This is a genomic window from Kitasatospora sp. NPDC096140, from assembly GCF_040303045.1.
Taxonomy (GTDB): Bacteria; Actinomycetota; Actinomycetes; order Streptomycetales; family Streptomycetaceae; genus Kitasatospora.
Genome location: NZ_JBEOUW010000009.1, coordinates 150,362 through 163,904, shown reverse-complemented (window position 1 = coordinate 163,904; position 13,543 = coordinate 150,362). Strand labels below are relative to the sequence as shown.

The window sequence follows — 13,543 nt, the reverse complement described above, 5'->3', positions numbered from 1 at the left end:
CGTGCCTCGAATCCCGCTATCCGCTCCGGGAGTTGAACCACCCTTGTACAAGCTTCTGTTCGACCTGGTCTTCAAGAAGATGGACCCCGAGAAGGCCCACCACCTGGCCTTCTTCTGGATCCGGCTGGCCTCCTCGGTGCCGGGCCTGCGCACCCTGGTGCGCCTGGTGCTCGCCCCGCGCGACCGCGCCCTGCACACCCGCGCCCTCGGCCTCGACCTGCCCGGCCCGTTCGGCCTCGCGGCCGGTTTCGACAAGAACGGCGTCGGCATCGACGGCCTGGCCATGCTCGGCTTCGACTACGTCGAGATCGGCACCATCACCGGCGAGCCCCAGCCCGGCAACCCGGCGCCGCGGCTGTTCCGCCTGGTCGAGGACCGCGCGCTGATCAACCGGATGGGCTTCAACAACCAGGGCTCGGCCCGGGTCGCCGCCCGCCTGGCCGCCCGCCCGCACACCAGCTCCACCCCGGTCATCGGCGTCAACATCGGCAAGACGAAGGTCGTCGAGGAGGCCGACGCGGTCGCCGACTACGTCAAGTCCACCGAGCGCCTGGCCAAGTACGCCGACTACCTGGTGGTCAACGTCAGCTCGCCGAACACCCCCGGGCTGCGCAACCTGCAGGCCGTCGACCACCTGCGCCCGCTGCTCGCCGCCGTCCGCGAGGCCGCCGACCGCACCACCGCGCACCACGTGCCGCTGCTGGTCAAGATCGCCCCCGACCTGGCCGACGAGGACGTCGACGCGGTCGCCGACCTCGCCCTGGAGCTGGGCCTGGACGGCATCATCGCCACCAACACCACGATCGGCCGCGAGGGCCTGCGCACCGACGCCGGGCGGATCGAGGAGATCGGCATGGGCGGCCTGTCCGGCGCCCCGCTCAAGGCCCGCGCCCTGGAGGTGCTGCAGCGGCTGCGCGCCCGTACCGAGGGCCGGCTGACCCTGGTCTCGGTCGGCGGCATCGAGACCGCCGAGGACGCCTGGCAGCGGATTCTCCACGGCGCCGACCTGGTCCAGGGCTACAGCGCCTTCATCTACGAGGGCCCGTTCTGGTGCCGGAAGATCCACAAGGGCCTGTCCGCCCGGATCCGGGCCGCGGGCTTCCGCGACCTGGCCTCGGCGGTCGGCAGCGCCGTGCGCAGCTCGTGAGCGACCCGGCTCCCGTCAAGACCCGTACGGCCCCCGCACCCCCCGCACCCCTCGGAAAGGACGACATGACCCTCGCCCCGTTCGGCACCCGGCTGCGCCACGCGCTCGACACCCGCGGCCAGCTCTGCGTCGGCATCGACCCGCACGCCTCCCTGCTCGCCGCCTGGGGGCTCGGCGACGACCTCGCCGGGCTGGAGACCTTCAGCCGCACCGTGGTCGAGGCGCTGGCCGACCGGGTGGCCGTGCTCAAGCCGCAGGCCGCCTTCTTCGAGCGCTTCGGCAGCAAGGGCGTCGCCGTGCTGGAGAAGACCGTCGAGGAGGCCCGGGCGGCCGGCGCGCTGGTGCTGATGGACGCCAAGCGCGGCGACATCGGCTCCACCATGGCCGCCTACGCGGAGGCCTTCCTGTCGCCCGCGAGCCCGCTGTTCTCGGACGCCGTGACGGTCAGCCCGTACCTGGGCTTCGGCTCGCTGCGCCCGGCCCTGGACCTGGCCCGGGAGCAGGGTTGCGGCGTGTTCGCGCTGGCGCTCACCTCCAACCCCGAGGGCGCCGAGGTGCAGCGCGCGGTGGGCGCGGACGGCGAGCCGGTCGCCGCCTCGGTGCTGCGGCAGCTGGCGGCCGAGAACGAGGGCGCGGCGCCGCTGGGCTCCTTCGGCGCGGTGGTCGGTGCGACGCTGGCCGACGCGGGCGTCGAGCTGGCCATCAACGGGCCGCTGCTGGCCCCGGGGATCGGTGCCCAGGGCGCGACCATGGCGGACCTGCCGCGGGTGTTCGGCGCTGCGGTGATCAACGTGGTGCCGAGCGTCAGCCGGGACGTGCTGAAGCACGGTCCCTCGGTGGCGGCGCTGCGGGAGGCGTCGGACCGCTTCGTCGGCGAGTTCGCGGACGCGGTCAAGTAGGCCGGGCGGACGCGGTCGGGCGGGCCGGGGCGGACCCGGTCGCACCGGCCGGGCGGACCCGGTCACGCGGGCCGGACGGGCCCGTCACGGAGCGGGAGGCTACCCATCGGTAGCCGGTCGGTGACCCTGTGGAGTGTCCGCAGGACGGCGGCGGCGTCGCGGAGTGTACGTGAGCGCCGTCACATCGAGCCCGTCAAAGTTTCGCAATCGCGGTCATTTTGCCCGGGAAAGTCCTGGTCGGCCTTGGCTGACCAGGACTTTTCGTGTTCTTTTCCTGACGTGGCGCCGCAATGCGGGTAGTGTCCGGCGATAGGTCATCGGCGAGCCGCGAATTCCGTGGCTCCCGCAGGTCAGGGCCTTGTGGTTCCTCTTGCGGACGGTGTCCTGGGTACGAAACCAGTCATAGCTCAATCCCATCCATCCACACCCTGAGGTGAACGGCGTGGCTCTTCCGCCCCTTACCCCTGAACAGCGCACCGCCGCGCTCGCCAAGGCCGCCGAGGCTCGCCGGGAGCGCGCCGAGGTCAAGAACCGGCTCAAGCACTCCGGCGCCTCCCTGCACGAGGTGATCAAGGCCGGCAAGGCCGACAACGACGTGATCGGCAAGATGAAGGTCTCGGCCCTGCTGGAGTCCCTTCCGGGCGTCGGCAAGGTCCGTGCCAAGCAGATCATGGAGCGCCTCGGCATCAGCGAGAGCCGGCGCGTCCGTGGCCTCGGCACGAACCAGATCGCCTCCCTGGAGCGGGAGTTCGGCGGGGGTGCCGCCTGACCCTGCCCCGGTGGTCCCGTCATCCTCCGCGATCCGGGATAATCGGTGCATGAGTGAGCGTCCGCGGCTGACCGTGCTCTCCGGCCCTTCGGGGGTCGGCAAGAGCACGGTCGTCGCTCATATGAGGAAGATGCACCCCGAGGTCTGGCTCTCGGTGTCGGCGACGACCCGCCACCCGAGGCCCGGCGAGAAGAACGGGGTCCAGTACCACTTCGTCGACAACGACGAGATGGACAAGCTGATCGCCAACGGCGAGCTGCTGGAGTGGGCCGAGTTCGCCGGGAACCGCTACGGGACCCCGCGTGCGGCCGTGCTGGAGAAGCTGGAGCGCGGCGAGCCCGTGCTGCTGGAGATCGACCTGCAGGGTGCCCGGCAGGTGCGCGAGTCGATGCCCGAGGCGCAGCTGGTCTTCCTGGCCCCGCCGAGCTGGGACGAGCTGGTCCGTCGGCTGACCGGGCGCGGCACCGAGTCGCAGGACGTGATCGAGAAGCGTCTCGACGCCGCCCGGATCGAGCTCGCCGCCGAGCCCGAGTTCGACACGACCCTTGTCAACACCTCGGTCGAGCAGGTAGCGGCCGAACTGCTAGCCTTGCTCGGTGTAGCCTGACCTGTCTGTCTTTTCCACCCTTTCGGAAGGTTTTCGCGTGTCCTCTTCCATGACCGCGCCCGAGGGCATCATCAACCCGCCGATCGACGAGCTGCTTGAGGCCACCGACTCCAAGTACAGCCTCGTGATCTACGCCGCCAAGCGCGCGCGCCAGATCAACGCGTACTACTCCCAGCTCGGTGAGGGTCTGCTGGAGTACGTCGGCCCGCTGGTCGACACCCACGTGCACGAGAAGCCGCTGTCGATCGCGCTGCGCGAGATCAACGCGGGCATGCTGACCGCCGAGGCGGTCGAGGCTGCCTGAGGCGGTCGCTGATTTTCCGGGAGGGCCCGGCGGACTCGATTCCGCCGGGCCCTCCCGTCGTCTGCGGGCGCGGGGTGGGGCGCTGCGCGGGCGGCGGCTGAGGGGCCGTAGGGTGGGCGGGTTCCCGATGCGTAGAGAGGCCGGTTCATGACGACTGCGGACGCCCCGCGCGTGGTCCTCGGTGTGAGCGGCGGGATCGCCGCGTACAAGGCGTGCGAGCTGCTGCGCCGGTTCACCGAGTCCGGCCACCAGGTCACCGTGGTGCCCACCGAGGCCGCCCTGCACTTCGTCGGCGAGGCGACCTGGGCCGCGCTGTCCGGCCGGCCGGCCGCCACCGAGACCTGGGAACGCGTGCACGAGGTGCCGCACGTGCGGATCGGGCAGCAGGCCGACCTGGTCGTGGTCGCCCCGGCCACCGCCGACCTGATCGCCAAGGCCGCCCACGGCCTCGCCGACGACCTGCTGACCAACACCCTGCTCACCGCCCGCTGTCCGGTCGTCGTGGCGCCCGCCATGCACACCGAGATGTGGGAGCACCCGGCCACCCGGGACAACGTCGCCACGCTGCGCCGCCGGGGCGTGATCGTGCTGGAGCCGGCCGTCGGGCGGCTGACCGGCAAGGACACCGGCAAGGGGCGGCTGCCCGAGCCCTCGGCGATCTTCGACGCCTGCCGGGCCGTGCTGCGCCGCGGCGGGGCGGTGCCGACCGACCTCGCGGGCCGGCACGTGGTGGTCTCGGCGGGCGGCACCCGGGAGCCGCTGGACCCGGTGCGCTTCCTGGGCAACCGCTCCTCCGGCAAGCAGGGCTACGCGCTGGCCGTCACGGCCGCGGCGCGCGGGGCCCGGGTGACCCTGCTCTCGGCCAACGCCGAGCTGCCGGACCCGGCGGGGGTGGACGTGGTGCACGTCTCGACCGCGCTGGAGCTGCGCGAGGCGGCGGTGAAGGCGGTCGCGGACGCGGACGCCGTGGTGATGGCCGCGGCGGTGGCCGACTTCCGGCCCGCCGAGTACGCGACCGGCAAGATCAAGAAGGTCGAGGGGGTCGAGCCGGCGCCGGTCGCGCTGGTCCGCAATCCCGACATCCTGGCCGAGCTCTCGGCCCACCGGACCCGTTCGGGTCAACTGGTCGTGGGTTTCGCGGCGGAGACCGACGACGTGCTCGCCAACGGCCGCGCGAAGCTCGCCCGCAAGGGCTGCGACCTGCTCGTGGTCAACGAGGTGGGCAACGGCAAGGCCTTCGGCACGGACGTCAACGAGGCCGTGGTTCTGGGCTCGGACGGCAGTGAGACGCCCGTCCCGGTGGGTCCGAAGGAGGCGCTCGCGGACGTCGTCTGGGACCTGGTCGCAAAGCGGCTGGAAACGGGCGGCAACTGATCGGAAAGGGCTGCGGGACGCTCAAGAATTCCTGGAGTGGGTGACGTTCGGCGGAAGCAGCCCGTTAGACTCCAGGAATCAAGTCTTTCCGGAGTTACCGGGCCCACCGGGAACTTCAGTCAGCAGCCGCTGCAACCCCAGGGAGCGCTGTGTCTCGCCGCCTGTTCACCTCGGAGTCCGTCACCGAGGGCCACCCCGACAAGATCGCTGACCAGATCAGCGACACCATCCTTGACGCTCTCCTGCGCGAGGACCCGACCTCCCGGGTCGCCGTGGAGACGCTGATCACCACCGGCCAGGTGCACGTGGCCGGCGAGGTGACCACCAAGGCGTACGCCCCGATCGCCCAGCTCGTCCGGGACAAGATCCTGGAGATCGGCTACGACAGCTCCAAGAAGGGCTTCGACGGCGCCTCCTGCGGCGTGTCGGTGTCCATCGGTGCCCAGTCGCCCGACATCGCGCAGGGCGTCGACACGGCGTACGAGGCTCGGGTCGAGGGGTCCGCCCAGGGGGACGACACTGACGACCTGGACAAGCAGGGCGCCGGCGACCAGGGCCTGATGTTCGGCTACGCGTCCGACGAGACGCCCGAGCTCATGCCGCTGCCGATCACCCTGGCCCACCGCCTCTCGCGCCGGCTGACCGAGGTCCGCAAGAACGGGACCATCCCGTACCTGCGCCCCGACGGCAAGACCCAGGTCACCATCGAGTACGACGGCGACAAGGCCGTCCGCCTCGACACCGTGGTCGTCTCCACCCAGCACGCCAGTGACATCGACCTGGAGTCGCTGCTCACCCCGGACATCCGCGAGTTCGTGGTCGAGCCGGAGCTGAAGGCGCTGGCCGAGCAGGGCATCAAGCTGACCACCGAGGGCTACCGCCTGCTGGTCAACCCGACCGGCCGCTTCGAGATCGGCGGCCCGATGGGCGACGCCGGCCTCACCGGTCGCAAGATCATCATCGACACCTACGGCGGCATGGCCCGCCACGGCGGCGGCGCCTTCTCCGGCAAGGACCCGTCCAAGGTGGACCGCTCGGCCGCGTACGCGATGCGCTGGGTGGCGAAGAACATCGTCGCCGCCGGCCTCGCCCGCCGCGCCGAGGTGCAGGTCGCGTACGCGATCGGCAAGGCCGAGCCGGTCGGCCTGTTCGTGGAGACCTTCGGCACCGAGACCGTGCCGGTCCTCAGCATCCAGAAGGCCGTCTCCGAGGTCTTCGACCTGCGTCCGGCCGCGATCATCCGCGACCTGGACCTGCTGCGCCCGATCTACTCCCAGACCGCCGCGTACGGCCACTTCGGCCGTGAGCTGCCGGACTTCACCTGGGAGCGCACCGACCGGGTGGAGCAGCTGAAGGCTGCCGTGCAGGACTGACGTCCCCCGCACGTCGAAGCGGCGCCCGCCCCTCCCAGGGGGTGGGCGCCGCTCCGCTTTGTGCGTCCTGTCGGTGTGACCTGGTAGTACTTGGGAGCGATGAGCAACACAGGGGAGAACGGGGCCGGCGAGCCGGAGCAGCTGGCGTTCATCCGGGAGACGGTCAAGCGGGCCAAACCGCGCAGCTGGCGCGGAGCCAAGCGGGCCGAGCACCTTCCGGTGGCCCGGGTCGTGGTGGACAAGGGCGTGCTCACCATCGACAAGTTCTTCGACTACGAGGTGCCGGCCGTCATGGCCGAGGAGGCCCAGCCGGGCGTCCGGGTCCGGGTGCGGTTCGGCGCGCGGGTGGTGAAGGGGCAGCGCGAGGGCGGCGAACTGCACGACGGCTTCATCGTCGCCCGCCTGGAGAAGAGCGACTTCCCCGGGCCGCTCGCCCCGCTGGCACAGGTGCTCTCACCCGAGCCCGTGCTCACCCCGCAGCTGCTGCGGCTGTGCCGGACCGTCGCCGACCGGTACGCCGGGACGCTCGCCGACGTGCTGCAGCTGGCCGTCCCGCCCCGGCACGCCAAGGCCGAGGCCGAGCCCTCGCCGCCGCCGCTGCCGCGCCCGCCCGCGCCGGCCCCCGGCGGCTGGCAGCGCTACCCGGCCGGGCCCGACTTCCTCACCGCGCTGGCCGACGGCGCCGCGCCGCGCGCCGTGTGGGCGGCGCTGCCCGGCCCCGGCTGGCCGTACGAGATCGCGCGGGCGGTGGCGGCGACCCTGTCGGGCGGGCGCGGCGCGCTGGTCGTGCTGCCCGACTCGCGTTCGGTCGCCCGGGTCGACCAGGCGCTGACCGAGCTGCTCGGCCCCGGGCGGCACGCCGCCCTGGAAGCCGACCTCGGCCCGCGCGAGCGCTACCGGCGCTGGCTCTCGGTGAGCCGAGGCTCCGTGCACGCCGCCATCGGGACCCGCGCCACCATGTTCGCGCCGGTGCGCGACCTCGGGCTGGTCGTCGTCTGGTCGGACGGCGACGGCAGCCACAGCGACCCGCGCGCCCCGCACCCGCACGTGCGGGAGGTCGCGCTGCTGCGCGCCGCCGAGGAGGGCGCGGCCGTGGTGCTCGGCGGGCACGCGGTGACGGTGGAGGGCGCGCAGCTGGTCAGCACCGGCTGGGCGCGGCCGCTCGTCGCGGACCGCGAGACCGTGCGGCAGGTCGCACCGAGGGTGCGGACCGTCACCGACCTGGACCAGCACCGTGACGTGGCCGCGCAGGCCGCCCGGCTGCCCTCGGTGGCCTGGGAGGCCGCCCGGGAGTCGCTGGCGGCGGGGCACCCGGTGCTCATCCAGGTGCCCCGGCGCGGCTACGTGCCCCGGCTGGCCTGCGGACGCTGCCGCACCCCGGCGCGGTGCCGGCGCTGCGAGGGGCCGCTGGAGGCGCCCTCGGCGGACGCCGCGCTGCACTGCGGGTGGTGCGGGGAGGCGGAGAACGACTGGCACTGCCCCGAGTGCGGGTCGTTCCGGCTCCGGGCCCAGGTGATCGGCGCCCGGCGGACGGCGGAGGAACTGGGCAAGGCGTTCCCGCGGATCCCGGTGCGGACCTCCGGCCGGGACTCGGTGCTGGCCACCGTGCCGGACGAGCCCTCGCTGGTGATCTCCACGCCGGGCGCGGAGCCGGTGGTGGAGGGCGGCTCCGGGTACGGGGCGGCCCTGCTGCTGGACGGGTGGGCCCTGCTCGGCCGACCGGACCTGCGGGCGGGGGAGGAGGCGCTGCGGCTCTGGCTGGCGGCGGCCGCGCTGGTGCGGCCCTCCACGGAGGGCGGCACGGTGGTCGTGGTCGCCGAGCCGTCCGCCCGTCCCGTCCAGGCCATGGTCCGCTGGGACCCGCTCGGGCACGCCGCGCTGGAACGGGACGAACGGGCGCAGCTGCACTTCCCGCCGGTGTCGCGGATGGCCTCGGTCAGCGGGAGCCCGGCGGCGGTCGCCGACCTGCTGGGGCTGATCCGGCTGCCGGAGGGCGCCGACGTGCTCGGGCCCGTGCCGCTGCCCGCGCTGCGCGGGGAGGAGCAGGAGCGCGCGCTGCTGCGGGTGGCGCCCGGGCAGGGGTCGGCGCTGGCGGCGGCGCTCAAGGCGGCGCAGATCGCGCGGATCGCGCTGCGGACGGCTGAGCCGGTACGGGTGCGGGTGGATCCGACGGACATCGGCTGAGGCGGGCAGGGCGGTCCGGGCGGTCCGCTCGGTTGGCGGGGCCGGCGCTTTCGGGGCCGGCGCTTTCGGGGCCGGAGCCGGGGCTTTTGGGGCCGTTGCCGGGGCCGGGGCTTTCGGGGCCGGGGGCATGCTTCCCCGCGTGGCAGGGCGGCGGTGGGGCGGGGTGAGTGGGCCACCCCGCCCCGGGTGGCCGGTCGTTCGGGTGCGGGTGCCGTCAGCCGCGCAGGGGGATGCCGGTGCGGTCGACGGGGGTGCTGCGGTCGATCGTGGTGCGCTCGATGGTGCCGCGGTCGGGCTGGGGGCGGTCGACGGGGGTGCGCTCCAGGGCGGCGCGCTCCAGGCTGCTGCGGTCCAGGCCGCCCTGGCGGGCCGCCGGGACGGTCGCGGCCAGGCCGGCGGCGGGGGCGGCGGGCAGGTCCTCCGAGCGGTCCGGGCGGCCGGGGCCCGGGACGGCGCCGCTGGCGGCGAGCAGTTCGCTGGTCGGGCGGCGCATGCCGTAGCGGCGGTGCACGGCCTGCTTGGTGACCCCGAGGGCGGAGCCCACCGAGTCCCAGGAGAAGCCCAGCGCGCGGTCGAACTCGACCGCCGCCGCCACCAGGGTCTCCACGCTCTCCCGCAGCTCCTGCGCCAGGCGCACGGTCGGCGCCGGCGCCCGCCCGTACACCACGAAGCCGGCCGAGGTGCTGGGGCGGCGCGGTCGGTAGACGTTTCCCAGCTGGGCGGTGAGCGTCCGCAGCGCATCGACCTGGCGCCTCACCCGCTCGATGTCCCGCACCAGCAGGTGCAGGCTCGCCCGCGCCCGGGCGTCGTGGTTGATCTGCTCAGCCATGGCCTACGTGCCACCTTCCGTACGGTTGGGCTCGGCCGGGGCGCGGTGTCCCGTGCGCCCGGCCCCGGTCAATCTCTCTTGACCAACGCCGAAGCGGGGGCCGGGGTAACGCGGCTCGGCAGAGTCGGGTTATGCCAGAACGGTTCCGGCGGCGTCGAGGGCATGGGGGACGGGGCCGGCGCGTTGCATAGACTTGGCGGGAACAGCCGTTGCCCGCAGTCCCGCGCCGACTCCCGACACCCCGACGGACAGGAGCCCGTAGCCCGTGTCGATCCAGCCGATCCGTCTCTTCGGAGACCCCGTCCTGCGGGCCACCGCCAAGCCGGTGACCGTGTTCGACAAGGAACTGCGCAACCTGGTCCGCGATCTCACCGACACCATGCTGGACGCCCCCGGTGCCGGTCTCGCCGCTCCCCAACTCGGCGTCTCCCTGCGGGTGTTCACCTACCACGTGGACGGCGTCACCGGGCACCTGATCAACCCGGACCTGTCGCTGAGCGAGGACGAGCAGGAGGGCCCCGAGGGCTGCCTCTCGCTGCCCGGCCTGCGCTACGACACCAAGCGCGCGTACGGCGTGGTGGCCAAGGGCTTCAACATGTACGGCGATCCGGTGACCGTGGAGGGCACCCAGCTGCTCGCCCGGTGCATCCAGCACGAGACCGACCACCTGGACGGCATCGTCTTCATCGACCGGCTCGACCGCGAGCAGCGCAAGGCCGCCCTGAAGGCGATCCGCGAGGCGGACTGGGGCAGCGGGCCGGCGCCGGTCGTCAAGGTCTCGCCGCACAGCACCTTCGGCGCGGCGCGCTGACCCCGTCGGCTTCCTGAACTTCCTTTTACAGAAAGGCCCTTGATGCGTCTCGTCTTCGCCGGCACCCCCGAGGTCGCCGTTCCCGCCCTGGACGCCCTGCTCGCCTCCGACCGGCACGAGGTCGTCGCGGTGGTCACCCGCCCCGACGCCCCGGCCGGCCGCGGCCGCAAGCTGGTCGCCAGCCCCGTCGCCCAGCGCGCGGAGGAGGCCGGGATCGAGGTCCTCAAGCCGGCGAAGCCCAGCGACCCGGAGTTCGTCGCCCGCCTCACCGAACTCGCCCCCGACTGCTGCCCGGTGGTCGCCTACGGCGCGCTGCTGCGCCCCGGCACGCTGGAGATCCCCGTACACGGCTGGGTCAACCTGCACTTCTCGCTGCTGCCCGCCTGGCGCGGCGCGGCCCCCGTCCAGCACGCGGTGCTGGCGGGCGACGAGGTCACCGGCGCGTCCACCTTCCTGATCGAGCAGGGCCTGGACTCCGGCCCGGTCTACGGCGTGATCACCGAGGAGATCCGCCCGACCGACACCAGCGGCGAGCTGCTCACCCGGCTCTCGCTCTCCGGCGCCCGGCTGCTCGCGGCCACCATGGACGGCATCGAGGACGGCTCCCTGCACGCCGTGCAGCAGCCGGTCGACGGCGTCACGCTCGCGCCGAAGATCAGCGTCGAGGACGCGCGGATCGACTGGAACCACCCCGCGCTGCGGGTCGACCGGGTCGTGCGCGGCTGCGCGCCCGCGCCCGGCGCCTGGACCGAGTTCCGCGGCGAGCGGCTGAAGGTCACCGGGCCGGTCAAGCTGCTGCCGGAGTCGGCCGAACTGGCGCCCGGCGAGGTCGCGATGGTCGGCAAGAACAGCGTGCGGGTCGGCACCGGCAGCCACGACATCGAGCTGGGCGAGGTCCGTCCGCAGGGCAAGAAGGAGATGCGGGCGGCGGACTGGGCCCGCGGGGCGCGGCTGGAGGCCGGCGAGAGGTTCGGGACCGGCAAGGAGTGATCCGGCCGGGGAACGCGTCCCGGGCCTCCGCGGCTGCGGAGACCCGGGACGGGGGTGATCAGGACGGGGCTGATCAGGACGGGGCTGATCAGGACGGCAGGGCGGCCCAGCAGCGGCCGTAGTCGGCGTCCTGGATGCCGGCGTCCCAGGCCGTCTTCAGCATGGCCCGGCCGGTGGCCGGGCCCACGATGCCGTCGACGTCGAGGGGGAACCGGCCGATGTCGACCATCCGCTTCTGGAACTTGCGGATGGCCCAGTCGGTTTCCGGCCCGTACTTGCCGTCCTCGAAGATCGGCTGCCGGTAGCCGCCGAACAGGTTGGAGAAGTGCTGGGCGCACTTCACGGCCGCCGGGATGTTCTGGTAGCCGTATCCGACGTACGGCATACCCGAAGCCGCCTCCGCGGTGCCGGAGGAGGCGAAGAGGGAGAGGCCGGCCATGCCGAGGCCGACGGCGGCGAGGCGGGTTCTGCGGAGCTTCATGCGGTGGGGTCCCCCTGGTGGATGGATGGCGGGGGCGTCCGTGCTTCGACGCGGCGTCCCCCGGTGCGTCCGTGCGAGCTGCGCACCCGTCAGATCGTAGCGGTGGGGATCACGGGGGCCCGGCGGCGGGGCGGCGGGCGCTGGGGGGTGGGCGGAAGGGCGGCAGAGGGGTCGGCGGCGGGGCGGTACGGGGTGGGCGGAAGGGCGGCCGGCGCGGGTTTCGCGTTACTGTTCCTGTGGACAACCCGCAGCTGATAGCCCCCGCAGCACCTTGAGGCACACAGGTATGAGCACGCCCAGCAACACCCCCGGCGCCAAGCGCGCGCCCCGCCCGCACCGCCGTCCTAAGAAGGACCCGGCCCGGATCGTCGCGTTCCGCGCGCTGCGCGCCGTCGACGAGCGCGACGCCTACGCGAACCTGATCCTGCCCTCGCTGCTCCGCGAGGCCGAGCAGAAGGGCATGGACCGGCGCGACGCCGCCCTCGCCACCGAGCTCGTCTACGGCACCCTGCGCCTGCAGGGCACCTACGACGCGATCATCGCCGCCTGCATCGACCGGCCGCTGAGCAAGGTGGACCCGCCGGTGCTGGACGTGCTCTCGCTCGGCGCCCACCAGCTGCTCACCACCCGCATCCCCAGCCACGCGGCCGTCTCGGCGACCGTCGAGCTCGCCCGGGTGGTGCTCGGCGACGGCAAGGCGAAGTTCGTCAACGCCGTGCTGCGCCGGATCAGCGCCCACGACCTGGACGCCTGGATCGAGCAGGTCGCCCCGCCGTACGAGCGGGACGCCGAGGACCACCTGGCGGTCGTCCACTCGCACCCGCGCTGGGTGGTCGCCGCGCTCTGGGACTCGCTCGGCCGCTGGCAGCCGGACGCCTCCGGGCGCAGCGCCATGGAGGAGCTGCTCCGGGCCGACAACGAGCGGCCCGAGGTCACCCTGGTCGCCCGCCCCGGCCGGGCCACCGTCGACGAGCTGGCCGACGCGCTGCCCGAGGCCGCACCGGGGCGCTGGTCGCCGTTCGCGCTGCGGCTCGCCGAGGGCGGCGACCCGGGCTCGGTCGCGGCGGTGAAGGACAACCGGGCGGGCGTGCAGGACGAGGGCAGCCAGCTGGTCGCGCTGGCCCTGGCCGCGGCGCCGCTGGAGGGCCCGGACCGGATCTGGCTGGACGGCTGCGCCGGACCGGGCGGCAAGGCGGCACTGCTCGGCGCGCTGGCCGCCGAGCGCGGGGCGGCGCTGGTCGCCAGCGAGAAGCAGCCGCACCGGGCCCGACTGGTGGCGCGGGCGCTGCAGGGCAACCCCGGTCCGTACACGGTGATCGCGGCGGACGGCACGCGCCCGGCCTGGCAGCCGGACAGCTTCGACCGGGTGCTGGTCGACGTTCCCTGCTCCGGCCTGGGCGCGCTGCGGCGGCGCCCGGAGGCGCGCTGGCGGCGCCGGCCGGCCGACGTGGCGGCCTTCGGGCCGCTCCAGCGGGACCTGCTGCGCTCGGCGATCGAGGCCACCCGGATCGGCGGCGTGGTCGGCTACGCGACCTGCTCGCCGCACCTGGCGGAGACCCGGGCGGTCGTGGACGACGTGCTGCGCTCCGAGGGCGGGCGGGTCGAGTGGATCGACGCGCGCCCGCTGCTGCCCGGCGTCCCCGCGCTCGGGGACGGGCCGGACGTGCAGCTGTGGCCGCACCTGCACGGGACGGACGCGATGTACCTGGCGCTGCTGCGGCGGACGGCCTGATCGGACGGCCTGGTCGGTTCGGTCTGGTTGGACGGTCGGGTCG

The 13,543-nt window shown here is 73.8% G+C and carries 12 protein-coding genes and 1 pseudogene; 11 read left to right on the top strand and 2 right to left on the bottom strand.

Features of this window, described 5'->3' with window-relative positions:
• Window positions 1–43: 43 nt before the first annotated feature.
• The 8 genes from ABT048_RS11895 to ABT048_RS11860 all read left to right on the top strand — a co-directional run bounded on the left by ABT048_RS11895 (window position 44) and on the right by ABT048_RS11860 (window position 8,657).
• Window positions 44–1,147, top strand: a complete 1,104-nt coding sequence (locus tag ABT048_RS11895; RefSeq protein WP_350521217.1) for a quinone-dependent dihydroorotate dehydrogenase — start codon at window positions 44–46, stop codon at window positions 1,145–1,147.
• Between the two features lie 65 nt (window positions 1,148–1,212).
• Window positions 1,213–2,046, top strand: coding sequence for an orotidine-5'-phosphate decarboxylase (gene pyrF / locus ABT048_RS11890; protein ID WP_350521216.1), 834 nt, complete (start codon window positions 1,213–1,215; stop codon window positions 2,044–2,046).
• Window positions 2,047–2,488: 442 nt separating this feature from the next.
• Window positions 2,489–2,815, top strand: a complete 327-nt coding sequence (gene mihF, locus ABT048_RS11885) for an integration host factor, actinobacterial type (RefSeq protein ID WP_030056187.1) — start codon at window positions 2,489–2,491, stop codon at window positions 2,813–2,815.
• A gap of 49 nt (window positions 2,816–2,864) precedes the next feature.
• Window positions 2,865–3,422 carry a guanylate kinase gene (gene gmk / locus ABT048_RS11880; RefSeq protein WP_350521215.1) on the top strand — a complete coding sequence of 186 codons (558 nt, stop codon included), beginning with the start codon at window positions 2,865–2,867 and terminating at the stop codon, window positions 3,420–3,422.
• 37 nt (window positions 3,423–3,459) lie between these two features.
• Window positions 3,460–3,726 (top strand): DNA-directed RNA polymerase subunit omega, encoded by a 267-nt coding sequence (gene rpoZ / locus ABT048_RS11875; RefSeq protein WP_030056185.1) that lies wholly within the window; start codon window positions 3,460–3,462, stop codon window positions 3,724–3,726.
• 147 nt (window positions 3,727–3,873) lie between these two features.
• The gene (gene coaBC, locus ABT048_RS11870) at window positions 3,874–5,100 is read left to right on the top strand and encodes a bifunctional phosphopantothenoylcysteine decarboxylase/phosphopantothenate--cysteine ligase CoaBC (protein WP_350521214.1); all 1,227 of its coding nucleotides are present in this window, start codon (window positions 3,874–3,876) and stop codon (window positions 5,098–5,100) included.
• Between the two features lie 149 nt (window positions 5,101–5,249).
• Window positions 5,250–6,473 carry a methionine adenosyltransferase gene (gene metK, locus ABT048_RS11865; protein ID WP_350521213.1) on the top strand — a complete coding sequence of 408 codons (1,224 nt, stop codon included), beginning with the start codon at window positions 5,250–5,252 and terminating at the stop codon, window positions 6,471–6,473.
• 99 nt (window positions 6,474–6,572) lie between these two features.
• On the top strand, window positions 6,573–8,657 hold the full coding sequence (locus ABT048_RS11860; RefSeq protein WP_350521212.1) for a primosomal protein N': 2,085 nt from the start codon (window positions 6,573–6,575) through the stop codon (window positions 8,655–8,657).
• A gap of 311 nt (window positions 8,658–8,968) precedes the next feature.
• On the opposite strand, the pseudogene ABT048_RS11855 reads toward ABT048_RS11860, so the two are convergent.
• Window positions 8,969–9,486, bottom strand: a pseudogene (locus ABT048_RS11855) (hypothetical protein); the annotation flags it as partial.
• Between the two features lie 265 nt (window positions 9,487–9,751).
• Between ABT048_RS11855 and def the strand changes: the two are divergent.
• Together def and fmt are read left to right on the top strand one after the other, a co-directional pair.
• Window positions 9,752–10,297, top strand: coding sequence for a peptide deformylase (gene def, locus ABT048_RS11850; RefSeq protein WP_350521210.1), 546 nt, complete (start codon window positions 9,752–9,754; stop codon window positions 10,295–10,297).
• A gap of 42 nt (window positions 10,298–10,339) precedes the next feature.
• Window positions 10,340–11,287: a methionyl-tRNA formyltransferase gene (gene fmt / locus ABT048_RS11845; RefSeq protein ID WP_350521209.1), complete on the top strand. Its 948-nt coding sequence runs from the start codon at window positions 10,340–10,342 to the stop codon at window positions 11,285–11,287.
• A gap of 88 nt (window positions 11,288–11,375) precedes the next feature.
• Here the strand turns inward: fmt and ABT048_RS11840 are convergent, their stop codons facing one another.
• A complete protein-coding gene (locus tag ABT048_RS11840) occupies window positions 11,376–11,768 on the bottom strand; it encodes a peptidoglycan-binding domain-containing protein (protein ID WP_350521208.1) in 393 nt (130 codons plus the stop codon).
• A gap of 286 nt (window positions 11,769–12,054) precedes the next feature.
• On the opposite strand from ABT048_RS11840, the gene ABT048_RS11835 reads away from it, so the two are divergent.
• Window positions 12,055–13,500: an RsmB/NOP family class I SAM-dependent RNA methyltransferase gene (locus ABT048_RS11835; RefSeq protein WP_350521207.1), complete on the top strand. Its 1,446-nt coding sequence runs from the start codon at window positions 12,055–12,057 to the stop codon at window positions 13,498–13,500.
• Window positions 13,501–13,543: the final 43 nt, after the last annotated feature.